Annotated in this window: 32 protein-coding genes and 1 pseudogene; 2 read left to right on the top strand and 31 right to left on the bottom strand. The window is 40.4% G+C overall.

Features of this window, described 5'->3' with window-relative positions; genetic code table 11:
• Positions 1 to 4: 4 nt before the first annotated feature.
• The 15 genes and pseudogenes from AC1TO8_RS07350 to AC1TO8_RS07280 all read right to left on the bottom strand — a co-directional run bounded on the left by AC1TO8_RS07350 (position 5) and on the right by AC1TO8_RS07280 (position 13,063).
• Entirely contained in the window at positions 5 to 376 is a 372-nt protein-coding gene (locus AC1TO8_RS07350) for a hypothetical protein (RefSeq protein ID WP_482054931.1), read from the bottom strand.
• A gap of 18 nt (positions 377 to 394) precedes the next feature.
• On the bottom strand, positions 395 to 1,033 hold the full coding sequence (locus AC1TO8_RS07345; protein WP_482054930.1) for a DUF4355 domain-containing protein: 639 nt from the start codon (positions 1,031 to 1,033) through the stop codon (positions 395 to 397).
• Between the two features lie 178 nt (positions 1,034 to 1,211).
• Entirely contained in the window at positions 1,212 to 1,445 is a 234-nt protein-coding gene (locus tag AC1TO8_RS07340) for a hypothetical protein (protein WP_482054929.1), read from the bottom strand.
• Positions 1,446 to 1,447: 2 nt separating this feature from the next.
• Positions 1,448 to 3,037, bottom strand: coding sequence for a minor capsid protein (locus AC1TO8_RS07335; RefSeq protein ID WP_482054928.1), 1,590 nt, complete (start codon positions 3,035 to 3,037; stop codon positions 1,448 to 1,450).
• A complete protein-coding gene (locus AC1TO8_RS07330; protein ID WP_482054927.1) occupies positions 3,034 to 4,383 on the bottom strand; it encodes a phage portal protein in 1,350 nt (449 codons plus the stop codon). Before AC1TO8_RS07330 ends, AC1TO8_RS07335 begins: the two co-directional genes overlap by 4 nt.
• A 16-nt stretch (positions 4,384 to 4,399) precedes the next feature.
• Positions 4,400 to 5,695 carry a PBSX family phage terminase large subunit gene (locus tag AC1TO8_RS07325; RefSeq protein WP_482054926.1) on the bottom strand — a complete coding sequence of 432 codons (1,296 nt, stop codon included), beginning with the start codon at positions 5,693 to 5,695 and terminating at the stop codon, positions 4,400 to 4,402.
• Positions 5,695 to 6,552 (bottom strand): phage terminase small subunit, encoded by an 858-nt coding sequence (gene terS / locus AC1TO8_RS07320; RefSeq protein WP_482054925.1) that lies wholly within the window; start codon positions 6,550 to 6,552, stop codon positions 5,695 to 5,697. Before terS ends, AC1TO8_RS07325 begins: the two co-directional genes overlap by 1 nt.
• Positions 6,553 to 6,647: 95 nt before the next feature.
• Entirely contained in the window at positions 6,648 to 8,180 is a 1,533-nt protein-coding gene (locus AC1TO8_RS07315) for a DUF3427 domain-containing protein (protein WP_482054924.1), read from the bottom strand.
• The gene (locus tag AC1TO8_RS07310) at positions 8,177 to 8,518 is read right to left on the bottom strand and encodes a nucleotide pyrophosphohydrolase (RefSeq protein WP_482054923.1); all 342 of its coding nucleotides are present in this window, start codon (positions 8,516 to 8,518) and stop codon (positions 8,177 to 8,179) included. The genes AC1TO8_RS07315 and AC1TO8_RS07310 overlap by 4 nt, the downstream gene beginning before the upstream one ends.
• Before the next feature lie 354 nt (positions 8,519 to 8,872).
• Positions 8,873 to 9,124 carry a hypothetical protein gene (locus AC1TO8_RS07305; RefSeq protein ID WP_482054922.1) on the bottom strand — a complete coding sequence of 84 codons (252 nt, stop codon included), beginning with the start codon at positions 9,122 to 9,124 and terminating at the stop codon, positions 8,873 to 8,875.
• A gap of 83 nt (positions 9,125 to 9,207) precedes the next feature.
• Entirely contained in the window at positions 9,208 to 9,903 is a 696-nt protein-coding gene (locus AC1TO8_RS07300) for a hypothetical protein (protein ID WP_482054921.1), read from the bottom strand.
• A gap of 257 nt (positions 9,904 to 10,160) precedes the next feature.
• Positions 10,161 to 11,660, bottom strand: a complete 1,500-nt coding sequence (locus AC1TO8_RS07295; protein WP_482054920.1) for an outer membrane protein assembly factor BamB family protein — start codon at positions 11,658 to 11,660, stop codon at positions 10,161 to 10,163.
• Between the two features lie 40 nt (positions 11,661 to 11,700).
• Positions 11,701 to 11,883, bottom strand: a pseudogene (locus tag AC1TO8_RS07290) (YjcQ family protein); the annotation flags it as partial.
• A 469-nt stretch (positions 11,884 to 12,352) separates the two neighbouring features.
• Entirely contained in the window at positions 12,353 to 12,490 is a 138-nt protein-coding gene (locus AC1TO8_RS07285) for a hypothetical protein (protein WP_482054919.1), read from the bottom strand.
• Positions 12,491 to 12,808: 318 nt separating this feature from the next.
• A complete protein-coding gene (locus AC1TO8_RS07280; RefSeq protein WP_482054918.1) occupies positions 12,809 to 13,063 on the bottom strand; it encodes a hypothetical protein in 255 nt (84 codons plus the stop codon).
• A gap of 89 nt (positions 13,064 to 13,152) precedes the next feature.
• On the opposite strand from AC1TO8_RS07280, the gene AC1TO8_RS07275 reads away from it, so the two are divergent.
• A complete protein-coding gene (locus AC1TO8_RS07275) occupies positions 13,153 to 13,479 on the top strand; it encodes a hypothetical protein (RefSeq protein WP_482054917.1) in 327 nt (108 codons plus the stop codon).
• A gap of 156 nt (positions 13,480 to 13,635) precedes the next feature.
• Here the strand turns inward: AC1TO8_RS07275 and AC1TO8_RS07270 are convergent, their stop codons facing one another.
• Together AC1TO8_RS07270 and AC1TO8_RS07265 are read right to left on the bottom strand one after the other, a co-directional pair.
• The gene (locus AC1TO8_RS07270) at positions 13,636 to 15,252 is read right to left on the bottom strand and encodes a hypothetical protein (protein ID WP_482054916.1); all 1,617 of its coding nucleotides are present in this window, start codon (positions 15,250 to 15,252) and stop codon (positions 13,636 to 13,638) included.
• A 68-nt stretch (positions 15,253 to 15,320) separates the two neighbouring features.
• Complete coding sequence (locus tag AC1TO8_RS07265) at positions 15,321 to 15,800, bottom strand: ArpU family phage packaging/lysis transcriptional regulator (RefSeq protein ID WP_482054915.1); 480 nt, start codon at positions 15,798 to 15,800, stop codon at positions 15,321 to 15,323.
• A 190-nt stretch (positions 15,801 to 15,990) separates the two neighbouring features.
• Here AC1TO8_RS07265 and AC1TO8_RS07260 point away from each other — a divergent pair, with 190 nt between their 5' ends.
• Positions 15,991 to 16,299, top strand: coding sequence for a hypothetical protein (locus AC1TO8_RS07260; protein WP_482054914.1), 309 nt, complete (start codon positions 15,991 to 15,993; stop codon positions 16,297 to 16,299).
• A gap of 106 nt (positions 16,300 to 16,405) precedes the next feature.
• On the opposite strand, the gene AC1TO8_RS07255 is transcribed toward AC1TO8_RS07260, so the two are convergent.
• The 14 genes from AC1TO8_RS07255 to AC1TO8_RS07190 form a co-directional block, all read right to left on the bottom strand.
• On the bottom strand, positions 16,406 to 17,233 hold the full coding sequence (locus AC1TO8_RS07255) for an ICP22 family protein (protein ID WP_482054913.1): 828 nt from the start codon (positions 17,231 to 17,233) through the stop codon (positions 16,406 to 16,408).
• 17 nt (positions 17,234 to 17,250) lie between these two features.
• The gene (locus AC1TO8_RS07250; protein ID WP_482054912.1) at positions 17,251 to 17,676 is read right to left on the bottom strand and encodes a RusA family crossover junction endodeoxyribonuclease; all 426 of its coding nucleotides are present in this window, start codon (positions 17,674 to 17,676) and stop codon (positions 17,251 to 17,253) included.
• A 119-nt stretch (positions 17,677 to 17,795) separates the two neighbouring features.
• Positions 17,796 to 17,987, bottom strand: coding sequence for a hypothetical protein (locus tag AC1TO8_RS07245; RefSeq protein WP_482054911.1), 192 nt, complete (start codon positions 17,985 to 17,987; stop codon positions 17,796 to 17,798).
• On the bottom strand, positions 17,984 to 18,142 hold the full coding sequence (locus AC1TO8_RS07240) for a DUF6906 family protein (RefSeq protein WP_482054910.1): 159 nt from the start codon (positions 18,140 to 18,142) through the stop codon (positions 17,984 to 17,986). The genes AC1TO8_RS07245 and AC1TO8_RS07240 overlap by 4 nt, the downstream gene beginning before the upstream one ends.
• A 12-nt stretch (positions 18,143 to 18,154) precedes the next feature.
• The gene (dnaB, locus tag AC1TO8_RS07235; RefSeq protein ID WP_482054909.1) at positions 18,155 to 19,564 is read right to left on the bottom strand and encodes a replicative DNA helicase; all 1,410 of its coding nucleotides are present in this window, start codon (positions 19,562 to 19,564) and stop codon (positions 18,155 to 18,157) included.
• Complete coding sequence (locus AC1TO8_RS07230; RefSeq protein WP_482054908.1) at positions 19,521 to 19,877, bottom strand: hypothetical protein; 357 nt, start codon at positions 19,875 to 19,877, stop codon at positions 19,521 to 19,523. The genes dnaB and AC1TO8_RS07230 overlap by 44 nt, the downstream gene beginning before the upstream one ends.
• Positions 19,855 to 20,778 (bottom strand): MarR family transcriptional regulator, encoded by a 924-nt coding sequence (locus AC1TO8_RS07225; protein ID WP_482054907.1) that lies wholly within the window; start codon positions 20,776 to 20,778, stop codon positions 19,855 to 19,857. Before AC1TO8_RS07225 ends, AC1TO8_RS07230 begins: the two co-directional genes overlap by 23 nt.
• Before the next feature lie 43 nt (positions 20,779 to 20,821).
• Positions 20,822 to 21,106, bottom strand: a complete 285-nt coding sequence (locus AC1TO8_RS07220; protein WP_482054906.1) for a hypothetical protein — start codon at positions 21,104 to 21,106, stop codon at positions 20,822 to 20,824.
• The gene (locus AC1TO8_RS07215) at positions 21,103 to 21,294 is read right to left on the bottom strand and encodes a hypothetical protein (protein ID WP_482054905.1); all 192 of its coding nucleotides are present in this window, start codon (positions 21,292 to 21,294) and stop codon (positions 21,103 to 21,105) included. The genes AC1TO8_RS07220 and AC1TO8_RS07215 overlap by 4 nt, the downstream gene beginning before the upstream one ends.
• Before the next feature lie 178 nt (positions 21,295 to 21,472).
• The gene (locus AC1TO8_RS07210) at positions 21,473 to 22,180 is read right to left on the bottom strand and encodes an MBL fold metallo-hydrolase (protein WP_482054904.1); all 708 of its coding nucleotides are present in this window, start codon (positions 22,178 to 22,180) and stop codon (positions 21,473 to 21,475) included.
• Positions 22,180 to 23,223 (bottom strand): recombinase family protein, encoded by a 1,044-nt coding sequence (locus AC1TO8_RS07205; protein WP_482054903.1) that lies wholly within the window; start codon positions 23,221 to 23,223, stop codon positions 22,180 to 22,182. Before AC1TO8_RS07205 ends, AC1TO8_RS07210 begins: the two co-directional genes overlap by 1 nt.
• Positions 23,224 to 25,215 (bottom strand): ATP-binding protein, encoded by a 1,992-nt coding sequence (locus tag AC1TO8_RS07200; RefSeq protein ID WP_482054902.1) that lies wholly within the window; start codon positions 25,213 to 25,215, stop codon positions 23,224 to 23,226. It abuts the gene before it with no gap.
• Positions 25,212 to 25,586 carry a hypothetical protein gene (locus AC1TO8_RS07195; RefSeq protein WP_482054901.1) on the bottom strand — a complete coding sequence of 125 codons (375 nt, stop codon included), beginning with the start codon at positions 25,584 to 25,586 and terminating at the stop codon, positions 25,212 to 25,214. The genes AC1TO8_RS07200 and AC1TO8_RS07195 overlap by 4 nt, the downstream gene beginning before the upstream one ends.
• Entirely contained in the window at positions 25,570 to 25,818 is a 249-nt protein-coding gene (locus tag AC1TO8_RS07190) for a hypothetical protein (protein ID WP_482054900.1), read from the bottom strand. Before AC1TO8_RS07190 ends, AC1TO8_RS07195 begins: the two co-directional genes overlap by 17 nt.
• Between the last annotated feature and the right edge of the window lie 106 nt (positions 25,819 to 25,924).

Below are 25,924 nucleotides of genomic sequence, written 5' to 3'. Positions count from 1 at the left end.
CTCCTTATTTAATAAATGTGATTTGTTTTAGCGCTGTTATTTCCGCTGCAGTAGGTGCCAGTGGAATTTTATCAATGGCTATAAAACCATGGATAGTCATCGCTCCTGGTGCGGGTCCGTAAGTTACATCCGTATCATTAAACAAAACGCCCTCTGCATTAGATACATCTGTTGTCGTTACTGCTTTCTTAGCTAGTTTGGTTTGATCCGTAAGGATACCGTTTCCAATGATCGTCCCTGCCGGAACAATCTTCTTACCATCGGCATTAGCTGTGATTCCTGTATCATCCACTGTTACCGCTAAATTGACGTAGTGGTCAGGAAACTTTAAAATCTCGTTTCTGTTTGTATACGTTGATTCAACAAATTTACTCATTTTTCATCCTCCGTCCTTTTATTTGAAGTAGCTTTCTTTTGCTTTTTCCAATCCTTCATTTCCCTTACCCAACTGCTCGCCTAACTGTCTGCCGAAATCTCCCGGCTTTGCCCCTGCTGCACTTCCGGCACCTGGAGGTTTACCCTTCAAACGATCCGTAACGCCAATCTCAACAGCTTCCCTGAACGCCTTGTCTACAGCTTCGATACTAGCGTTAGTGGCATCTGCGTCAGTATAAGAAAGGATTTCAGCCAATTGACGCGGTAAGCCTTTTTCGGCCAATGTCTCCAGTGCTGTTGCTCGCAACTCTCTACGAGTGATATCACCTTCACGCTTTGCGAGATCATCATCACGCTTGGTACGTTCGTACTCAGCCTTTTGCTCGGCATTCATCGTAGCTAACTTTTCAGCTTCGGTCTTGGCTGCTTCCACGTCTTTGTCGCGTTTAGCGCGTTCCTTGGCTATCGTCTTAGCGAGCAAAGCATCGATCTTCGCTTGTTGTTCAGGGGTAAAAGCGGCTTCTTTATCCTTATCCTTTTCGCCATCCTTGTCACTCTCATCGCTTGTGTCTTGCTCCTCTCCACCATCGTCATCATCATCAGCAAAGAGTTGCAGATTTAAAGGAAAGCGATATTTAGATTTAACGAATTTCTTCATAGAGTGTATTCCTCCCGTTTTACGCCCGACGGCTAGTCTCGTGCGGCTTTTATAGCGTCATCAGCACGTTTTGGACAAAATAAAAACACCATCAGATTCGAAGGTGTTTAGGTATAAGGTGTCTTTTTATAGCAGGAGCATGAAAAAAGCACCATCTCCCAGTTAAGGTTGAAAGTGCTTAATTGAAAAACTGTTCTAATCCTATTTCGGATTTCACGTAGACGGTATTCAAGTAAAAATCATTATGGACAGTAACAGAGGATTCACCGAGCTTGTAATATTGGATTTTACTATCATCAACATCGTGTAATAGTTCCTTTTTAATTAGGCCTGGAATCTTCTTTTCGAGAGCCAAACATTGTTTTTCAAAGATAGCTTCATCTGCTTGATTACATATGTTGTATTCAATCATGGCTATTCCTCCAATCCTAGTGATTTGTTCACTTTTTTGTTAGTAGTCTGCGAGCTCCTGATTATATCCTTGTATGCATCTATTCCATCCAAACCATATTTCTTTTTCTTATGAGCCAGCAATTCTTCTAAGGTTTGATTTGGAAACTCCTTATTTAGTCTTTCTGCTTCGCCTCTATTACTCATCATCAATCGGGCTTCTGTTCTATATTTATTCCTCAAAGAATGCGCTTTGGAAGCTTGCTTTTCAATACTATTACTTTCATTCAGCTTATTCGGAATATTCTTATCATGATACTTATACCATTCTCTTACTTCCTTATCACCAAATATACCATTAAATGATTTCCGATACTCTTTCGAGTTCAAAACCACTTGTTTCCGACTCTTTAATTGATCCCACTTCTCACTATTAGTATACTTCAAATCTTGGAACTCGACAAAGCTTTTCGCTTCTAAATCCTTCCCAAAAATACACTTGTATTTCTCGTATTCTTTTTTGTCATTCAACACATTGGCATCTTTCTTTTTCATGATGTCTATTTCTTCTTGGCTGTATTTATCTACCACATGTTTTTGATACCACTCATTGTAATTCATGTCTGCTGGAACATGATAGGTACTGCCGTCAGGATCTCTCGCTATCCGTTCGCCCACATCCTCAAAATCATCGTCATCAAAGTACGTTGTGGTCGTTGTACGGCATCTTGGATGCAGTGGTGGGTAATTAACTCCAACTTCCATCTCAGATAACTTAAATGTCTTGTTGTCCAAGTCCCTACATATAAGACTAGTTTTGCTATCCAATGTCGCTAAGATCTGATATTGCTCAACAATGCTACTTTCTTTATATCCATCCATCGTTGCTTGACCAACAAAAAAAGCACTCTCGGTTTGCACCAGGCGCTCTGCATTGGATTTTGATACATTCATACGGTCAACAACATCTTTAATCGTGCGGTCGATGTTGTCCCCGCGAATGAAGGACTGTGAAAGCTTTGTCTGCAATTCCTGTCTTATCTTAGTAAGATCATCCCATATCCGCTGTGACCAGTTGCGACCATCCAGTTTGGCTCCTAATACTGTGTCCATTCCTTTTTGATCCACTTTAGCAAAAGATGCACCAATTCCGCTGCCTGATTGAATTTCGAATAGTGTGTGATGATAGGAGTCTGTGTATATATCAGATAGAAGCTTCTCTGTGCCCTCTTGGCGACTCCCTGCTAGTATCTCAGTGTGTTGATTGATCTGAGTCTGTAACGCCTCTAAACGAGTTACACGAGTCCTGTAATATTCGTTATTTAACTCTTGCGTCCAACGACCACCCGCGTTATCTCTTGCCTTTTCAGTGAACTCTTCAAGAGTCATCTTGAACTCTTTCAATTCACCCTTAGTTAGCTGTTTACGGGCCTCTGCATAGGTCACCTCATTGTTGATGGCGTACCGTTGATAAAAGACCTCGATGTCTTTCTTGATGCTTTGAATGGCTCGATCATACTCTTTACGCTGGACAACCTCATAAGCATCAGCCTTGTCATATTGACGCTTGGCTATCTGTTCACTGCGCTTCTTCCAGTAGTCCAAAGATTTCATTCATTATCAACTTCTTTTGTCCCTAAGGTGGGGTATTCATTCATGACCGCATCTCTCTCATCCTGTTTACGCTCTATCTCCGAATCCACGTCATCAACAAACGGCAACAACGTAAACTGAGTCCGTTCACTAAGAAGTCCAGATAGATCAGAGATCATCTTAGCCAGCTCTACTAGGTTCTGAGGGACGTTACGATTAAATGTTAAGTTGATATCGTTGTAGTCATAATCAGCACCTTTTGTATTTAAAAAGTTAGTGATTAGTTGCAGCCGTTTAATTAATCCAGTTTGAAACTTCCGCTCTTTAATAGATGCTATTTGTTCAACTCCCCAAAGCTTGTACTTCAGCGCCACACCGGATAGGTTCCCCGCAAACTCTTCATCAGTTAGATTGGGAGTTTGACTGAAACGATGTATATCCTTTTGTAAGCGCGACTTGTAATTCTCTGTGGCTGCATCATTCGTTTCTTTGATGAGCCATTCAGCCTTGGACCCCTCACCATCTAAGAGCATGACACGATCCTTTTTAAACTTATTAATGTCCGATCCTTGTGTCCCACCAAGACCACTCAACACCAAGTATGCATTCGTGAAGTATTCAAAATCATTTGCCGTATCCGATTGTGCTTTGTTATACGCATCTATCAGTGTTAGGACAACTTCAAAATCACCCATACGCTCCTCATTGTTGACATACTCAATGATCGGCACATCTCCAAAGTAATGTTCTCGTTCATCCGTAAAAGTACAGACACCATTGATATACTCGCATTCGATTATCTTAGTCGCTGTGTATATCTCTGCTTTTTCTTTCTTTTCGTTTGTAACAAAGTCATGGGTGGTATAGTATCTAATCGCAAATATCAAATCCTCTTCGATGTCATCCGAATAAACAGGTATCACCGTTTTATAGTCCAGGTATTTGAATTTAACATTAGCGTCAGCATCGGCATATACAACCTCATAGGCCACTCCACTAATAGAGTTGTCTTTAGCAAGCTCATAATTGATATCCTCTTCAAAGTTACCGTCAAGAACATCAAACACTTCCACCATTTGCACTTTCTTCTCTTTGTCCGCGTTGTATGTGACCGCCTGCCCCATAAAGTAACCAGTTGTGATATCTGTTATATACTTGGCGTAGTTGTTGACCAGCTTATTATTTAGCTTGTCACCGTCTTGTTGCCGATTAATAATATCGTGTTCGCCCTTATAGTACCTCTCAAGCTTCTCATATCGCGGTACACGCCTTTTGCCCTCGGTTATGATATTAGCTACCAATTGTGGCGTAGGCTCTGTATCGCGCCCTACCTTGATCTTTGATATATTTATCGTTATTGCATCCATCCGATTGTCTCACCTCCTACAATCCTAAATCACTTGCATTGATCGTCCGTATCGAATTACCTTTCAGGTCCGATACCTCATATTCATCCAGCCCATACCACACTGCACTAAATGAGTGAGGATCGATTTTAAACTCATCCGGTATGATCTGGCCGCTCTTGTCGACCTTATAAGTTAAATATTTCAACTCTCTGATAACGTCCGGACAATTCGATGAGCATATGATTTTTTTGAATCTCTTTATCTTCTTGGTGTTGGCTAATCTTGAGCCTTGAAACTTTTTAGCGCCTTTCATACGAAATCCATTTTGCTTGAAGTATTGAATCGTTTTTGGCTCTGCGCTATCAGCAATGATCAGCTCTTCCGATTGTTTAAACTCAGCAATTGCTATCGCCGTGTGATCATCAGTCATTTTGTTTTTGTAATATTGCCAGTAAATATAGAGGATCTTTTCTTTATGATCAACAGCCATGCGAACAATAGCGTTATATGAATCTTCGAAACCAAAGTCCATACCCACTCGTTTAATGGGCTCTCTAATGGCTCCTATAGCTTCCATAATCTTCTCATGTGACCACTCCTCAAACTGTGGCAATACACGCGTTCCGTTCACGCCAAAATGACCTTTACGCGCAATGCGATGAAGGTCTGGGTCATACTCTTTCATTTCATCCAGCTGCTTAATGTAGCTTTCAGGCAAAAATAAATTATCATCCGCTGTTGAGTGGTGATAATAGGTGTCTTTCAATATGATTGATCGTTTTTCATACAACTCATTGTCATCTAAAACAAAGCGTTTAATAAGATCGTCTTTGAAGAAGTGGGTAAAGGACCAATTATCCTCTCCTACCGGATTCGTGGACAGTATCATATGAAGGTCTAAGGTTGGATGCCGTAGCCGTCCTAGCAACTCTTTATAACCCTCATACTTGATCTCTGAACATTCTTCCAACCATACAATTGAGATGTTATTGATAGACTTTAGCTTCTGCGGTTTATCCATCCCTTTGAATATGATCTTACTTCCATTAGGAAAGCGTAGCTGCATAGGCGACGTTAGACACTTGATTTTGTGATCTAACCCTAAATCAATTACGATCTCTTCTAATAAGGAGAATGTTGAGTCCCTATGAGTGTCGTATACCTCACGAACAACCAAAGCTGTACGTTTTTCGCTCAATAACTTTAGGATAAGCTTCAGGGCTACATGATAACTCTTAGACGACCCATACCCACCAACAAGGAACTGAAACTTTGTAGACCACTCAAACAGGAAGTCTTCAAAATGTGGGTTTACCTCTTTTTCAATCATCAGGTATCACCCTTACGCCTAATCATGATCTCGATTGGCTTATCATCATCGTTCGTTGCCTTTTGCACAAGTAACGCGACCTCGGCCTTCAGTTTGTTAATTTTAAGTTGTAGTTCTTCATCGTGAATCATCATCCTGCTTTTCAACTCTATCGCCTTTATCTTCTGATTCTGAACACGAGTCAAAGCTTCCTCTAGCTTAATGATGTCGTCAATGGTCCTGAACTCCGTCTCTTCGACTTGTGTCTCTACCATCTCAGTCCTGGTAACCGGTACCGACTTCGTTACACCCGTCTTTTCATCGTGAACTGCCATAACATCCTTGATCGCCTTGAGCTCATTTAATACCCGGCGTTGTTTCTCGGTTAGTCCATTCATGAGCCGTTGGATCCTCTGCAGCATACGACGTTCCCTAATGGTTAGTAAATAGATCATGTCGTCAGCTTGCTGGATCGGATCGGTATCGATAAGCCTGATCAGATCCTGTTCGTCGTCTTCCAGGGCATCCATCCAGATCGTTTCATACTCTCCAGTGCTAACGGCCTTCTTATTTCCAAAAGGGCCACCATCACCGCCTTTATTACCAATGGCTCGTTTATTGCCAGGTGGAGCACCGCCACGATTACCTACGGCGTTCTTGTTCCCCTTAGGAGCACCTCGTTTAGTAACGTTACCTTTCGATTCATTGGTAACGTTACTATTCAGATCAGCAGCCCACTTGTCTAGTGACTTCCATTTGCGGACCTGTGTCTCACCAATAGAAAGAGCAGCGGCGATGTCTTTAAGCTTCATCGTCCCGCCGCTCTCTAGCCATATTTGTTTCGCTTTGTTACGTTCAGGACTACGTACTCTGGCCATATTACATGTCACCACCCCCAAAAAATATAAACTACTAGCTTTATACATTATCCATAAATCTAAAAAAACCACCCTCTAGGATGGTTTTTTTAGATTTATGGAATCGCTTTGAACTGAATTGGTTCCAAATTTAATTGCTCAGACAAGTCACCTCTATAAACACAAAAATTTCGCTTAGAATCAACATCAAAAATTCTATAAAGATAATAACTCTCTGGATTTTGTTGAGAAAATAAAAGCTCTCTTAAGGAAATAAATATTGGAGAACTAACATCTCCAACTGTAGTTTTCACCTCTATATATTTTATGTCTCCTTCCGGAGTATAAGATTTAATATCATAGCCTGTTCCATCGCCTATTAGAACTGAAATATGCTCTACATCGTCAGCTAAATCCTGTCGACCCGCTTCAATAAGAAGACTCCTTTCATGTTGAAGAACTAATAATTCTCCCTTATCACCAATCTTCTTATTAACTATGCTATTTTTAATATGATTTATCTTTTTACCTTTAAAACTTTGTTTTCCTTTCTTAGTTTTCATATCTTCATGCTTCGGAGCAGGTACTTCCGTAAGAATATTATTAACGAGATTCTCTATAGGTATCTCATTGGAACTATTTACTAACTCTAATCCAAAGTGCGTTGCTTCTTCTTGGGATAACTCCCAATCGAGGATCTGCCACTTAAAGTATACTGGTTGTTCTTTGTTTATATCGTGCTCCAGATACGCTAACTTACCTAAATAATTGTATTTAGGGTTGTATCCGTCTGTTCTTAAAAATAAATAAACATTATTTATTTCGTGGTCATGATTTATTAAGATCTTAATCATATCACTATTGAGTTTTTGCTTAGGTTGTGATTGCCAATTAATGATTCCATCAACTGTAATCTCCTCATCAAATTTATGATGTTTTTCTGTTCTACCGTACGTAACAAAAAAAACAAAATCATTTAGATCTCCTGGTAATTTAACTATACCTTTAAATCCCCAAGTTCCTCGTTGAGAGATAAATTTACTAGTTGGATCAAATATATCGTGAACTTCTTTTCGCGTAAAACCTTCATATTTCTTCAGGGGCTTTTTACTTATATCATATAGCTGGTCGTTCATATCGCTATTAACACTATTTGAGAAATACTTGTACCTTTCAAGGACAGTTATACTTGTCTCTGGATCAATAACAGTAAATTTCTGAATTGGATTGTTAATAGAATAACCTATGTAAAAATTAATTTCTTTCTTTGAAATATCATGATTTACAATCTTATCAAGAAAATATATATACTCGAATGGTTGTTCATTATCAGGCCAAAGTTCATTAGCAAGATCAATATTGTGAATTTTGAATGTAACAACACCTGAAGCATAGATCTTTTTTCCAGCGAACAATGCGATATCATCCTCACGAATTTTTTCCCATTGTTTTTTGTTACTTAGATCTTCTGATTTGATTACTCCCCATACTGGTACATCATTTTCTTGATAAATCTCCTTAATCCGATTCATCTCATCTTCCGTTAAAAATCCCTTTAATTTCAATTGTGAAACTCTGTTTTTTATCGTTTCATTAAAATGTTTTAACGGCTTAGAACTTGCAGCAGGTTGCAGCAGTATTTGTCTCATATTTCCTCCTGAAATTCAGTATATTTTTTATTACTCCCATATGCCTTTTCGATAGGATACTTCTTTTTATTCTTTTCTAATTTTTCTAACAGTGCTTCTTTCAGATCTATACCTAGATCATGTGACATCAATAATACATAGTATGCTATATCTGCTAGCTCATCTTGAATCTCAGTTTTATTTTTCTCTATCGCTTCTTCACTATCTTTCCATTGAAACAACTCGAGAAGTTCGCTTGCTTCAAGATTCAATGAGATAGCAAGGTCTTTAGGATTGTGGAATTGTCCCCAATTTCGTTCATCCCTAAATGCGACAATTTTTTCGATGGTTTTCTCCAATTCATTCACCCCTTTCCATTATCCATACATAATTCGACAAGAGGGAGTCTTTTCCTCCTAATGATTAGGACCGACGGTCATCACTCAGATTTTTTGTGAAGATAAGTCATAGCTCATCCTTCTGCAGTTCGATACCTATTTCAATCAGTTTCTGCAGGTTGTCTTGTGCTGAGTTGGTTTTGTGGATACAGGTAAGGCATCAACGTAAGCACTGGACAACGCTACGGCACCGCCCTGCTGTTTTCAGTCCTTGATCTGGCATTAACCCGGTAAGAACATACGATCCTCAACTCAGCTCACAAGGGCTTTTATATGCATGAAAAAGGCACCTTCATTACAGGCGCCATTATAAAACTATTCACTCTCTTTTATTGCTTTAATGAGTCCTAACAAAAATTCATACTCTCCATACCCAACATCGCCTTTTGTCAGCTCAATGGCCTTCTTAGTAAGCGAACTATCGGATTTATGTTCTTCTAGATAAAGTATTACTCGTGCCGTCCATTTTTGTAGATCTCCACCAGAAAGAACCTTACCAATATTATACATACCCGGTTCCGATTGTGCTTCCAGTTTTTCTCCTGCTTCAATAAGTTTATCAAGCAAATTATCCACCTCCCTCGACATCACAATTCGACATCAAAAGAGATTTACCTTTAATAAGACTAAAGAAAAAGCACCCTAAGGTGCTACTCTGCATACTTCTGGAGTGCAATTATCTCATTTCCCAAACTTGTGAACACATCGATATAATCTGCTGGATCGAATTTTACTGAATTAATGTCGATACTAATATCAGTAATTCCATAGTCCATTGGACTAACTAACATATTAGATTTTAATAAGTTATCAACTACAAATATATGATTCATTATTTCTGGAGGAATGATGGCCGCGTATCTATTCAAGTAAATTGTTATTTCATGTTCAATTATCTTTTTGAAATCTGTGCAGAAGGTGAAATAGTCAATCTCCATTTCCTTATTCTCGAATATGCTACTTGCATTGAATTGCACAACTTTAATTTTCTTTCTTAAAAACTCTTCATCGATATACATATTTAAATCTTTCACCAGTTCTTCTATATCTGTTTCTTTAGGTTCCTTTGTAATAATTTGAACGAATTGCCGTTTCAATTTATTCACGAATATATTATGTGTTAATTCCAATGTTGATAGATAGTCATTTAACCTCCTTTTATTCTCATGTTTCTGAACCAAATTATCAATAATGAAGACTGTCGTAAGTATTGATAAAACACTTACCATTATATTAATATTAAGGCTCTTCATATCATTAAACTCGAATCCATGCAAAAGGAAAAATTGAATACTGATTGTTGTTAACAAAACTAAGCCGAATATTATCATAACGTTCTTTTTCAAAGTATCCCCCCTCCCTTGTCGTAATTCGACATCAAGAGGACATTCCCTTCTACACCCTTCGCCACCACTTAACACAACGTGGCATCATACACACTTGCTTCATACCATCCCAACGACCCCAATCACATCCCTTGCACTTAGCTGGCTGCTTATACACCGGTGGATCCTTAACCCTCTTTAACTTCATCACAATTCCACTTAAAACCCTAAATTATAAAATAGAAAAAGCCGCTGAATAAATCAGCGACTCAGCTTTCCTAATATTCATTAACTTCGAAAGTAATGATTTTGTCATAAACAATGTAATCCTGTCTTTGCTTAAACGGACCTTTATTATTATCGTGTTTATTAATTGCAAATGTAATTGGTCCATTACCATTCGCTTTTGCTTCATACCAATTAATAAATTTCTGAACCTCTAGCATTGAAAGATCATACTCTTTTTCCGTTCCGTTACTTAACGTTAGGACAAAAATAGCGCGTTCTCCAGCGGGATTGATTGGTGGTTCCGGATCAATCGGTGGTTCAGTAGGATTCTCGATGCCCTCCACGTTGCCCCCAACTGCATATACATACCCAGAAGTATCAGCTATATAAATAGTACCATCCTCAGCTATTGCGGCAGTAGTAAGAAAATTAGAAGCATTTAGCTCTAAAGTCCATTGTGCTACACCTTCGGAATTCAAAGCAACTAAATTCCCACCTGCACCTAAATAGACAATGCCATTTTTGTCGATTATCGGGGATGAAAAAATTGCTTTTGAATTATATACCCATTTTAAAGTTCCATCCTGATTAATTGCGTAAAACTTAGTTCCACTACCTGCATATATAGTTCCGTCAGAACCAACAATAGGATCAATTGTTTCCGTTTCGGAGACACTTCTATCCACACTAAACTTCCATTTTAAAGTTCCATCTGGATTAACCGCATAAACAAAACCTTCGTGACCGGTGGCATATACTGTCCCATCTTTTGCAATAGCTGGGGACGATCTAGTTGAACTAGAAGCTATACCCGAAAATTCCCACTTCTTTTCACCAGTATTAGAATCAAATGCATAAAGGCTACCAGCGCTCCCTACGCCTGCTTTAAATATCAAACTTCCACTATTTGTAAGAGAAGGATAGCCAGCATGATAGTTTGATCCAAAGGAGCTTGTCCATTTTTGTGTACCATCAGGATTATAAGCGACCAACCTTCCTGCTATACCAGATAAATAATAGGTTCCATCGTTTCCTACTACCACTTCATTAGAATAACTAGATGGAAGCGTCTTTTCAGTCAAAGATCCGTCATCCATGCTTAATGAGAGTAGCTTTTGTCCTGCTGTTACAATCAACTTCTTGTCTCTACTAATAATGGGTGTACCATACATTAAATCATCATTAATAGTACGCTCCCATTTTAATGTTCCATCTGGATTAATTGCATGTATCTTAAATATGCGATTTAATCCAGATGATTCATAACTTTTTGTGAATAGGGTACCTTCTTCATTAATAATGATAGAAGATCTCCCTCCATTTAGCATTTTATATTTCCATTTTAAATGGATGTTAGAATTAACCGCTGCATATCTGGAATTTCGCGTCCAGTTCGATCCTGTTGGTTGCATTGCTTCAGAATCATATGCTCCTTGTTGATATGCATCACCTTGAGTAAAGGGTATATTTGCTGCACCTACATCTGGACCGACGAAAGAAAATATAATTACGAAAATAATTAATGCAGTGAAACTTCTCTTAAAATACAATTACTCCTCATCCCTTCATAATCAATTATCAAAATTATCTTTAAAGTTTTACCCAATCTCTTACTTCTTTGATTCCTTTGTATGTTTTGGCTAATGGTCTGTTATCTTCTAAAAATTCAATACCCTTCATTGTTAATGAAGTGGCGTTTAGCCAAACTATTGTTGAGGCGACTGCAACGTTTCTTAGGTAACCTTCCTCTTTGATCAAAAGAGCTATCTTTAAAAATTCACTCTGTGTCTACCCATAATCTGAAGCTGTGAGCTCATTGCCTTTTTCTACTTATTTCTAGTACACTATGAATATTTTTTCATATTCACAATATCCTTCCTTAACTGTAATATTTCTACAGTGAAATGAATTCACCTTTTTCATACATTCATTATGGATAAAAACTTAAACGTATGTATTATTGTGAAACACTCTATTGTATTTGTATTCCAAAATCATCAACCCCATATTTCAAAAATAAATACAGTCCTACTACCCCAACAGGGTCATCAATATTTTAAAACCTTTCCATTGAAGATTCTTGAGAATTACTGCTACAACCACTAGCGGGATTGCAATACATAATCCAATTGATGTTGTAACTAACGAAGCCACTTACTTTATAGATCCTCTTAAGAAATCGTCAACAACATTCATAAAACACCTCCTGATATTAAATTTCGACATCAGGAAGGATTTTCCTCTATATTCTATGCCACCACTTAACACAACGTGGCATCATACATACTTGCTTCATACCATCCCAACGACCCCAATCACATCCCTTACACTTGATCGGCTGCTTATACACCGGTGGATCCTTAACCCTCTTTAACTTCATCACTATTCCTCCTAAAATCCTAAATTATAAAATAGAAAAAGCCGCCCCATAAGGAACGACTTCGTCTGAATATGTACGTTATTTCATGAATTTATTACGATATTCGATAATTCTGTTACAGATCTAAAGAATGGCGTCCGTAACGTCCGCAGCAAAAACGCTATGCTCTTTGCTTAAAAAGCATACGTACTTTGTTACAAAGGAGAACAAGACCATTTTAACAAGCTGCTGAAATAGGTGTCAAATGTAGCAACTTCAGTCATTCTTACCTGTAACGATGTTTACTGTAGAATACTACTATATACTAACCTTTTTGAATTACGTGGGGAAAATCAGTATTTGAGCAATGCCTTGAATTATGAATCCACTAAGCAATATCCCAACCCCCCATCTGGATAACTTATAGCGCTTGTTCATTCCTTTCATACTCTTTTCAAATTGAACCTTTGTTACGTAAGTTTCAGATAAAGTGATGTGCCCTGTTGAATCAAGAGGAGTCCCTTTAAATATCAATACCGTACCAAAAATTGATACAGCCAATCCCAACATATTAATCCACCAACTTATTTGCATCTTATTTCACCTCCTTACATACTTGAATTCGACCACAGGAGGGCTTTCCCTTTATCTTGTCGAAATCTAATTTATGAGGAGGTGACACGATGAATTTAGAGGAGAAGTTACTTGGGTATAAGCCAACACATATTTATAAACAAAATGATATTTCAGTTGCCATTGGCCATAACAATCTTCTTGTTGCAGAATGGAATGAACACGAAATAAAAGTCTTTGACTATACGAACGTTCTTATTATCGCTAGTAGTGATGCTTCATTTATTGACCCATCAAGACCATTAGAACAATCTTATACCTTGGTGACTATACGAGTAGGTGGAAATGAATACGCATTGGTCGCTGACGAAAAACAGAATTTAGATCAGTTTCATCAAGATTTGATTAGTAAAATAGGTCAAATTAAGAAGAACTAGAATAATAAGAGGAAATGGCGAGAATAGTTACGCCGCAGTTTAATGCCGCATTCGTGCAGCTGTGCGTGTCATTCTCTCCATTCCCACAATTTCATAGTAACACGATCAAATGCTAATGAACGGCCATTGTGCGGTCAAAAAGTAGTCAAAAATCGGTCAGTCACTGATCCACCTTTCTCCGGCAAGTATCTTACCAAAATCATCTGTGTGTTGCATAAACTTAGTATTAATAAAATCCAACCTTTTTTTTGAATAGAGTTGTTTCAACGCAAAATCATGAAATGATGTTAGTGGTGCCAATTTTGTTTTATTGTCAAGTATTCTGAATATAGGTCTAGAATCTTTCTTGGCAATAATCGCAAGTAACCATTCATATTCTTCTATATCCAAATGATAATATGATTTAATTGGAAGTTCAAAGGATTTATCTAAACTTTCATTGATTTCAAGCATAAATGGGGGGAGTGTCGCTATCGAACCTTGTGTAACTACAATCAGATAGATTTCTTCCACTCCATCAAGAATCGGATGGCTCCGATCCGACAATTTTTTCATACAATTGTGAAGCTGAATAATAGGTTCTTTAATCATTTTTGTTAAATCAAAATGTATTGTTTCCGGTTTACTGTTGATAAGCGAGTCTAATTTCAATCTTCTATTTTTTGCTTCAATAGCTACTAATTTATTACCTAACTTTATCATACAATCTGGAGATCTATTCCCCAAAAAGTTAAATTCAGAGATAATTTCATACGGAATTGATGAAACTTCACCAGCTTTAGTAGTTATTATATCTATATAATTTTCAAAGCATCTTCCAATGAAGCTTATTATTTGTTCACTGTCCTTAGAGAAGCAATCTCTAATCTTAAAAAAGAGTTGATTAAATACTTTTTCAAAAAGGAACTCATGATTAATTGATAGATATAAACCATTCTCAATTCTAATTAATGGTCTTTCTCTAAACAACTGATAATTCCAGCTATTATTGATATTTGTGTGTGACCATTCTCGAGCATCTTCTATACTTACTGAAAGTTCCTCTAGTATTACTTCAAATTTATCTTTATGTAGAAAATTAGAAAAGCTATCTAAGTTTTGTGCCCCCGAAGGCTTTATTATTCCGTCATTCACAATAAAAGAAGTGTGTATTGCAAAGATGATAGCTAAATATTCCTTTATTGTATAACCATATTTATTAAGAAACTCAAAATTTATATCAATGTACTCTTTTTTATTGAACAATTGACTTTTCCTCGCAATTTCATCATACATAATACAGGCTCTAGTTAATTTCGCTCCGGCATCTTTTTTTGAATTGAAGTTAATATTAGTGAAAAAATCGTACAATACATCGCTATCTTTTCCTTCAACCAAATAATCAGAAACTATTAAATTCAAGTACAATATCATAAAAGTCCCATTTTCTAAGTCTATATCCTTATTAATCTTTTCAATATCTCCATACGTTAGAATCCATTTCCACACTGATAGTAACCCTTGCGGTGTATATAACAACCTGTCCTTTAACTTGTTTCTTATATATAATGCTTCTGATGCTTCTGGGATCTCCCTTTCTAAAAATTCATAAAAACCTTCTATGATGCTATTGTTTTCAATTTGTAATGAATTCAATTGCGATAAAATTGTAATCACCCCTCCAAAGGGCAGTTCTCTAATTAAGCTAATTAGTTTCTCTTTGCCATACTTATTCCCAAAGATCTCACTATAAGTAGCGTAAACACCAACGGAATTAAACGTGTTTTTCATCATTTTCCATCCTCCTAATTCAACCTCTTATTAATATTCTATCATTAAATACAAAAACTGGCTTTCGCCAGTTAAATAATTAATGAATAGTTTCTTTCAACTAATACTTCTAATCCCAAAGCACAAGCCAATATATAGATTGCACTGGACTTTTCTCTTCGAAAAGTACTCTCGCTTATCGCCATCTCCCCACAACTGATATAATCAAACTCACCTTCATCATCCAAGTAACTCCGCTCAATGACTTCCCGCTGAACACTCGACAACCTGCTCATTGCCAAATCTAGTAATCGATCTTTCTCCTTTAATTCTGCTTCTTTATCTACATTCCATATCGCAATATTTTCAGTAGGTTTACTGGTCTCATTGGTTGCTCCGTGGTACCTCGGAGCATAAGATGGCGTCAGTACTACTTCTCTACGGACAAGACCGATTTGTCTATACTGTCGGACCTCTTCCAAACGTTCCTCCACAGCAGCGCGCGTAGCAGCTTCATCGATCGGAAGAATGTTGAATGCCATTTGAAGTGGATTCTTACGTCTTTTCCCCATCCTTATCCCCTCACTCATGTTATAATCAATGAGAGGTAACATTTTGACCCCCGCGCCCGGCCAGGTATTGGGGGTCATTACTATACCTATATAAATATTCCGTATTTTAATCAGGGTGATTAATTATCTACTCGACATGCTCCATTTGTAACCATTTCCCCTTATTTCACGTATTAAAATATGAGGGGGGGTGAATTTCATAGCAACCATAATTTGGCGTTGGGTTAAAATAGTATATATGCTATTAATAATTATTGCAGTTTTACTGTTTGCTAGCACTTTAGGATTTTTAATGTTTACAGCTCTTTTTGATAAAGAAATCATAATAAATACTGTAGTAATGAACACTATTGCTCTTGGATTAGGCCTTGCTTCGTTACCAGGAACAATAGTTCAATTGATTTCTTTAGTGAGTATAAAAGACAAAAAGAAATACATATCAACATCAAAATGCCCCAATTGTAAACACCTTGTTGAAATTAGAATGAGAGAAGAATAGAGTTTAATTAAGTTGGACGGAGGAACACCTTCGTCCTTTCTCTGTTTATCCAAAGCAATATCTAATGAAAGAATAAATTCATCTTCACCGGTAAAGAAGAAGCAGCCTAAGCTGCTCCTTCATCCTTTATCAACCCTTTAACACGATCCTTATACTTCTTCCACTGCGCGCTTAACTGTCCACTAGTAATGCCAACAGTAGTAGCAATCTTCATCCAGGTCTCTCCCTTCTCCCTACGTTGCTTAAGCAAGTTTGGAAAGTCTAGATTAATATCCGGGAAGGTCGGACGTTTCTCAAGAATGTAATCCTCAATCACTTCGTTATCAATTTCAACCACTGCTGATGAATCTGCATTAGAACCGGTATTTTCACTAGGTTCGCCATTATCACGACTTTGAGCACCTTCATTGTACTTATCCTCGCCACCTGTGCCTATTGGATCCTCAAAGTCCATTTCCTGATCACCAGTCGGGTTATTTCCCTCCTGCATCCATTCGGGAAGATCGGTGGTTAGCCCCTCTTTGCTCTCACCATCAGAAATTTCTTCTGCAGGAGCATCAGGATCCTTTCTTTCACCAACGCTACCATCAACTTCCGGATCGCTTCCTTCCTCCTGAATTTCCGTGAGTAGATCCCCCTGATTTGGATCTTCGCCTTGAGCTTCCACATGTGTGACAATGCCAGATGCATCAGCCGTCACACGTCGTCCAGTGTAGACTCTATACATATCCTCATTATCTTCATCGAAAGCCATGGAAGCCTGCGGATCACCAAAGATTACATTGATCTTTTCTCCTTGGTTTGTACTCAGAAACATAAAATTCTCCTGGACAACTTTTAATGGTAGCATAAGCTTAATTTCAACATCCGCATCTCCAACTTTGATCCCCTTGCCCATTGTTGCTGTAAACTTCGCATGATTTTTAATAAACATTATCATCACTCTCCAATTTATAATTTAGATAAGTCCTTGATCTTGACCTCAATGCGCGGTCTAGCGCTGTATCTCTTCCGAGCAAACACTTCCACGACTTGACTATCATCCTTCCAGATCACACCTTTGAGAGCATCCTTTACCCCCTTGAGATAGTTATCCGTATCGGGCTTAGATGTGGGTAAAATCTCCCCTCGCTCAGCAGCTGCAGCTTTATTGGGAGACTTACTTAAATACTTTGGCATCGATCGGTAAACAGTGAGCATCATGCCTAGTGGTCCCTCAAGGAGAGCTGATGGAGCATACTCAGCAGCTGCCAATCGCACATAGTCCTTATAATCCCTAGACTTGGCTGGGTCATAGAGTTTAATAAATCCGCCTTGTTGGGTTGCCCTGGGTCTCCCTTGAGCGACTGGTTCGCCGTATACCGTGAATTGAATCATATGACTTCCCCTCCTCTTTCCGCCCTGGACGCATCCACGGGTGGATCATGTACACTGCACCGATCTGCTGTCCTTTATCGTCATATATCAAATCCCACGGGATGTCTTGGAAAAACGGATCAACCAACATTACGAGCACCACCCTTAACAGAGATCACTGAATTGAACTCTTCAATTCCCTCAGTTAGTTCTGAAGGAGCGATCCCTTCAAATTCAATTTCCAATTCAGTCCGATCAGGGGCTTGTCCCGTAGTCATGAACATCCGCTTCATGTACTCGTACACCGACCAACGACTCCATGGACCGCTCATGCTCCCCACCGGAGCTTGCGCACCTGCCCCTTCTCCCTGCTGACCGCAACCATTACTTTTCCATCATCACGTTCGACAAACCAGTTGTTTGGAACTAACTTTTGCCTAGTTATCTCAACCTTTTGCCGTCTTGTCGGCTTTTTTAGCTGATTCATATTCATACCCTCCTAGTTCGCCCACCGGCGTTTATTCGCATCCTTCGTATCAGGTTGCTTTGGCTGGATATCATGCGATCTATCGTAATTAGCAAATTTATTGAAGTTCTTCAGGAAGACTAGCTCAACAGTTCCGACTGGACCATTACGCTGCTTGGCAATGATGATCTCGATGATGTTCTTCTTCTCTGAATCCTTGTCGTAATAATCATCTCGATACAAGAAGGCTACGATATCTGCATCCTGCTCAATTGACCCCGACTCCCGAAGGTCAGACATCATCGGACGCTTGTCCTGGCGCTGCTCTACTCCCCGGCTAAGCTGTGACAGAGCAATGACCGGAACTTCTAACTCACGGGCAATCTGTTTGAGGGTACGAGAGATTTCAGACACTTCCTGTTGTCTGTTTTCCCCACGCTTACCTGACCCGGCGATCAGCTGCAGGTAATCGATCACGATCAATCCCAGTCCATGCTTCTTCTTCAGTCGGCGACATTTGTTGCGAATTTCATGGACCGTAATCGTTGGAGAGTCATCGATAAAAATATTGGTTTCACCGAGCACGCTAACTGCATTCGCTGTCCGTTCCCAATCCCCGTCCTCATATTTCCCTGTTTTTATCTTACTAGCGTCCAGGTTACCCTCTGTGCTAATCATGCGATCACCCAGTTGTTCAGCTGACATTTCTAAACTGAATAACGCTACAGTTTCACTTGTTTTGATTGCAACATTCTGGGATATATTAAGTGCCAATGCCGTTTTACCGACCGAAGGCCTGGCAGCAACAATGATTAATTCACCGTCATGGAACCCGGCCGTCATAGCATCCAAATCACTAAATCCACTTGGTATCCCGGTGACGCTGCCATTGTCCTTATTAGCAAACCGTTGTTCGATCCCGTCATAGGAGTTCATCATCACTTCACGTATTGGCTTGAACTCCTGCTGAGGCGCTGCCTGGTCGGATAACTTAGCCGCTGCCACCTGCATGTTGGCGATAACTTGCTGAGCATCACCGCTCTCAACAGCATCGATAAACTGCTTCCTTGCTGCACTGATAAGCTGACGTAATATGTACTTATCCTGCAGGATCCCGATATACTCGTCGATGTTAGCAGCAGTAGGAACCGAGTGAGCTACTCTAGCTAAATAACTCACACCGCCGATCGTCTCAAGTTGGCCATGATTGTCTAGGTTAGTTGATAGAGTCACCACGTCGATCGACTCGCCTGCTTCGGATAATTCGAGCATAGATTCAAAAATAATCCGATGTGTCTTGTTGTAAAATGACTTGGGTTCTAATGCGGACACCACTTCCATGGCTTCTCCGGTGGCATCGATTAGGACTGCACCTAATGCGGATATCTCAGCGTCCTGACTATTCGGTGGATCGATCTGTTCTAATTCCGCTAAGCTGCGCATGTAGTGCCTCCCTCATTCCGTCCGGTGGTGGAACAGCTGTCCTCTTCCACAGTTCAAGTTGTGCAAAATAGGACTGTGTTTCCTCACGCATCCGTTGTCGTTCCAGTTGTTCGCCGAGTCTGCCACGGATCTGTGAGATCTTCGGTGGAAAGTCATTGGTCATGATGTGCTGTCTGACGTTAGCCCTAGCAATCTCGTAAGGAATGTCTTTCAACATCCCAAGATCTTCACCGACGGCTTCAAGGCTTGCATCAAAGTTTGCATAACGCTTCTTGATCTCTTTGTAGAGCTTAGCCACTTCCACTTTGTTCACGTCGTTCCTCCTCCTCGATGAATCGCTGAAGATCGTCAATCTCTTGTTGCTGTTCACGTTGTTGTTTACTCATCTTTTTCGGCTTATCTGACATTCCCGGGGCGACTCCAACGATCGGGACGTTGGTAGTTTGGGAATTGTACCAGGCTTCTTCGATGCCATCCACGTAGTATAAAAAGCTGGTTGGCATTTTGAATCTATCACCTTCACGTTCGCGCTTTGCCTCAAGTAGGCTCTCCATAGTTTGGATGGTAAAAGGGTTAGGCGTACCTCCGGCGACCATCTTACCCATGGCTTCACGCTCTCGTGGTTTTACGTGGTGATCAAACTTACCGTGCATTTTGGAATAAGCATTTAAGAGTTCAATCATTCCGTCAAATTTTGAATCTGTTATTTCATCTTCGAAATCCATAGTAGTAATAGGAGTAGTAGTACTAAGATCTTTAATATCTTTTAGATCGGACATATTTGTCTGATCACTCGGTATTTTTGGACTGTGATCGGACATTTCTGTCTGATCACTATTGCCATGATCGGACATATTTGTCTTATCACTATGTTGTGATCGGACACTTTTGTCCGTCCACTTTTTAGAGTTTTTAACGGAAAGAATCAATCCTCGGGGCGCCCTGGTTACTCTTATGTAATGGTGCTGTTCCAAAGTATCCAACCAGCGGCTGACCGTCTTATCATTCACTCCAAATCTTTCAGATATTTCTGATAGTTTGATAGGCTTATTCCCAAGGACAATGCCCCATGTTACCCCTTCTTCATCTTCCTTATCTTTGGTTACGGAGCTGATGCACCAAAGGAAAAGCCATATCGCTGTGCCTATTTTATTGTAGTGTCCTGGCTCTAATAAACCGGAGTAGATTGGAAAAGGGTAACTGCCTTCGGGCATACGCTTCATCCCCTGCCTTTACTGCATTGATCTTGGTTATAAGTTAATCTCTTCGTACGCTGTGAACCTCGACGTGTAAACGACCCTTGAGACCATGGGCAGTCTGTAATCCGGCTTGCAAACCACGACCTAACTCAGACACCACTACATTAATAGAGTCTGGTATATGCTCCGGCTTACCTACAACAGCCATCTGAGTACCAAGCCCATAAGCAACTGCCTTAAAGTGCTCACTAACAGCCTCATCACCTTGTTCAGTGGCCGCATTAAGCAATGCTTCCAACTGATCAAATACAGAAGTACTTATCTTTTCTTTAATCGTGGTCATATAGCACGCTCCCTCATGGTTTCTTCCTTCCAATCCTTATCACCTAAGCAACGACTTGGAGTAACTTCAAAGTACCGACGACCTAGCACGTAAGATACGAATCTATTAGTGCTTTGCTCGTAGTACATGCCGTTCAGTACAGGCGCTGAATCAATTGGCGCAAACAGATCAAGCTGCTCAACAATCATCGTCCTAGCCCCCTATCGTTTCTCAAAAATACCAATGGATACTTGACCCGGACAACCGACCAACCAGGATACCCTCGGGCAAAGTACGCCCTGGTCTCCCGTTTAAACTCTTCTGGGTCCGTCTGCATTAACCGCCAAATCCGATCACCCATCATGCTTTGCATCAATGTATCGTCACCTACCTGTCAGCAACATAGACCAACTTGCCTGTCGTCTCCTGGATCTCACTCTTAAATCTAGCAGCATCGCTATTGCCATCAGATAAATGCAAGAGCCATATCTCCTCAACTTTGCGGATATCATTGGCCCGAAGGAATCCCTTTACGTGTTCAAGTCCAAAGTGCGAACGTAGCAGACGCTTCTTTTGTGCTGGATGCAGATCACCTGCAGCCACACGTTGATTAACGATATCTAGAGAATAGTTACATTCGACCATCACATGAGTTAGCCCAGAAAATCGATACCTGCAGTAATAAGTGTCTGTAAGGAATACCAGCTTGTCCCCTGCCGTATTAGCCAGGACGAACCCCAACGGCTCCTCTGCATCGTGCTCAATCTCAAACGCCTTAATAGTCCACGTACCAATAACGAACTGCTCATGTGCCTTTATGGGCTTAAGTCGATGCCCTGAAAGCTTCAATGCATCTGCTGTCCCTTGACTGGTGTAGATGTTAATACCAGCCTTCATGATGTCTTTAGCAGCCTTACTGTGATCGCCATGCTCATGTGAAATGAGACAACCTGAAATCTCTGACATGCGAAACTCCAACGCTCGTTGGAGTGATTTGTATGGGAACCCGGCTTCCAGTAGCAGATGAGTATGACCATCGCTAATGCGATAGGCATTACCAGCACTACTGGATCCAAGACAAGTGATATCAATCATTAGAAATCAGGTCCTTCACCGGTATTTTTCATAGGTGGCACATCATCGGAAAAGTCCATCTCATCCTGATTAGATCCCTTTTGTTGTGGATCCGGATCTTGATTCTGTGAAGAGTTAGTTGCTGTTACTGGATCCGGAGTGATGTCGATGATATCGCCGTTGGCATTGGCTACAATTTCTTGTGCAACCTCAGCTTCGGTCAAATCACTCTCCATCTGCTTTAAGCGTAGGTAGTCATCATCGATCTTCTGTGAGTCGATCGTGATATCGTTGTATGCTGCACGATGTACTGTCTTCAAGCACATCTTTTCACGCCAGCCTTCGACCTGTTCTTTACCGACCTTCTTACCGTTCTCCCACTTGTCTTTCTCGCCACCCCAAAACTCCGGGCTAGCATGATCAGGTTTACGCTTTTCGATGTCCTTAATCGTCATGATGACGAGCTTATTTTTTTCAGGTGCCTTCGAAAATAGATGATAGTAAAATCCACCGACGATCTCTCCTCGATCAAAAGCATTTACAATTTCAAACTCATACCCTTCGTACTTGTTGTTCATGTCCTTCTTGATCGGATTGAATTTATCGGTCGAGTAAACAAGTTCAACGGCGACGTGATCAGGTACATCCATGCCATACTTTGTCGCCTTAAGCTCTATACCGCGATAGCCCTCAATAAAGGCAATGTCATATCTATTAGAGTTGTTATTTTTAAAAGGGATAAGGTTAATATGGTTAGCTTGAGAAGGGTCAAATCCTACTCTAGCCATAGCCACTACATCACGAGCAAGCTTGTCCATATTGACGCTAGCCCAGGTAACAGGAAGTACATCACGGTACTTTTCTGACTTCTTCAGCCGTTTCTCTTCGGTAGTTTTCAAGACAGAATCCAAAGCGATAAAATAGTTCTGAGCTAAACGCTTTTGGAAATCTGTCAATGCAACCTCTCCGACACTAGAACCAAATTCACTAATAACCTTTGTCATGAAGCGTTCGGATTGCGTAGGTTCTTTTTTTGCAACTGCTTGTTGATTTTCTGTAGTCAATTAGATCGCCTCCTGTATGTCATTGCTCTTAGTATCGATGCGAAGCTTCTTATCCTTCTCAGAAACGATTAAACGGATCACTTGAGCGTCCGTATTGATCAGTTTCGTTACTGATTCGGCATTATCAAAAAAGATCGGAGCTGATAAGCCGTAGTGCTCACTGAGTGTGTTAATAATATCCAAGCCAACGTTGTTCTCAGCGGCATTATTCAAACCGCCGCCGTAAGGAACACCGTTGAATAGTGTGTCGCAGGCTTCCTTTAATCCACCATTAATCTGTTCTTCGAATAACCGAAACCGCGCATACTTGAATTTCGAGTTAATCTTCGAGTCAAGAAGGGATACTTTCGTGCGGGTAAATTCTTCTATCAGGAACAACTCTTCCTGCAGGCGCTCATATTCGACAGCCAATCCCCTCTCTTGTTGCTCCAGTACAGCGATCCGTTCCTCAGTTTTACGGACCTGAGCGAATTTAGCATTATCTTCTTCTAGCTTCCGAAGGTCTGTGCTTAAGGATGTGATACTAGCCTGTACTTTAGAAATTGTTTCTTTTGCAGAATCCCGTAGTAATGTGATCTCCTGCTTAATCCTTGCTGACTCTTTAGTTAACTTTTGATAATCCGGATCAGCTCCTGGGTCCTGAATTCCAGACCGTAGATCGGTAAGTCGAGCTTCGGCTGCTGTTAGATCAATTTGTAAAACATCTAACTTATCAGTCAAAGCGCTAATTTCAGCGAGTAAACGGCTATTCATCTCCTTGAGGTGACGAACTTCCTCAGTTGCCGCCTTCCCCTTAGTGCTTATCTCTTCTAATTGAGAAGATTTGAGTTTGTTAAATGACAACTCCGCTTTTTTATGTGCCGCCTCAATCTGATCTGAAGGAAGGGCTTGTAAACACGTAGGACAGTTCTCATCGTGATCATGTCCTGTGAACTCACGCGCGTTTTCTTCCGTCCACTCAGTTCTAAGCCTTGCAGATTCCTGATTGCGTGAATCAACAGTCCGTTCATTCATCTTGATCCGGTGCTGCTTATCTTCGACCTGCCGGCGTAATGCATCGACCTCAGATTGAAGTTGGCCAACCTCATTTCGCTTTACAGATACCTTATCCAGGACTGTCGACTGCAAGCGATTCTTAATGGAGATCAGCTCACCCTCGATCTCACGAAGCCTCTTTTCCTTAACTGCTGACTCTCCACCATTCTGGATACGAAGAATCTCAGCTTCCTTGGCTTTGATCTGACTACGAATATGGTCAATATCATCCTGCAGTAGTTCCTGGTCCAGATCGGTAACCTCCGGCTGACTCCGTTGTGCTTCACTAATACGGATTGGAATATCCTTAATCTCGTCATTGATTGCTTTGCATCGAGCTGCCACAACCTTGCGATGAGCATCAACATCCCTATCTCCCAAAATAGATGGTAAGCGTTCCAAAACTTTGTTCGAATGAATAACTTCGGCATCTGTTATGTCCCCACAGATCTCCAACAAAACCTTCCGACGCTCTTCTTTCTTCAACTGCTCATTAAAGAATGTTGGTGATGTAAGGAGCTTGAACAGATCCTCTTTGACGATTGCGTCCACTTCTGCTTTATACTCACCTGCTGGGAGTGATACACCATCGATGTGATAACTCGTTGTATGTCCTGTGAATTCTGAGGTTAATGCTCCACGCTTCTTGGTCCATTGCTCTGAAAATACCCTGCGAAAGGTTTTACGACGACCGTTGATCAATAAGTCACCTTCTACCTCATGATCCAACTTGTGCTGCCTTACCTTACCTGCAGCATCAAGCTCCTTAATCTCGAAATCAGCCTTGTTCGTGCTGTCCTTACCAAACAACAACCAGATGAATCCATCGAACAATGTCGTCTTACCTGTTCCGTTATCCCCTAGTGCATCGGTATTTCCACCTTTAGTATCCAGGACGAACTCACGAAACCCCTTGAAATTACGAAACGTCAAACGCTCCAGGATAATCTTTTTCATGACGCTTCCTCCTCTATCGCTTTATTGATTTCAGCGTTCAGAATTAGCTGCTGATCTGGTGTTTCCGGATAACGAATGCCCTCTAAGTGTTGACGTAGAGCGTATTCGATCTCTGCCAGTTGCTCGTTAATTGCGTGAAGCTGAATGGATCCGAATGATCCCCGAATTGTAAGCACTGGTGGAACGTACAGCGTTGCTGGCTCAATGATCGTTTCAATGTTTGCGTTACTGATATCCAGCGAATAAGCCGAAAGTGCTTTATTCAAATCAATCACTCCCTCTTGTGTAGTGAGCCCCCAATCTGTTATAGTGGGGGCAAGTAAATTATTAATGCCGATGACCCTTTGCCGAGGGTCATTTTTCGTTTTCACAATCCTCGTCATGCTCTGCGATCTGTTTGTAATCCACAATGACTGGGCAATTCTCAATACTTGAGATCAAATCCCCATTTTCGTCCTGGATAACATATTCCGAATGCACATGATCCTCAAACTCGGATCCAACCTGTTTAATCTCAATTACTTCGCGACCATCAATCTCAGAACCGACTTCAAACACTCTTGTGGGATTACTTACAACTGTCAGCTTTTGAATGACTTGCATGGCATGTCCTCCTTTCAAATGTGTTGATGCAATTTAGCTGCATCTTCCGATATCGCACAGGAGTTGGTTATGAAACCGTTCGATACCGGAAGACAAAGCCGAAGCT

The sequence above is a fragment of the Paenibacillus sp. Y859 genome (assembly GCF_056786405.1).
The sequence above is the reverse complement of the archived record's forward strand: the minus strand, read 5'-3'. Positions and strand labels throughout refer to the sequence as shown.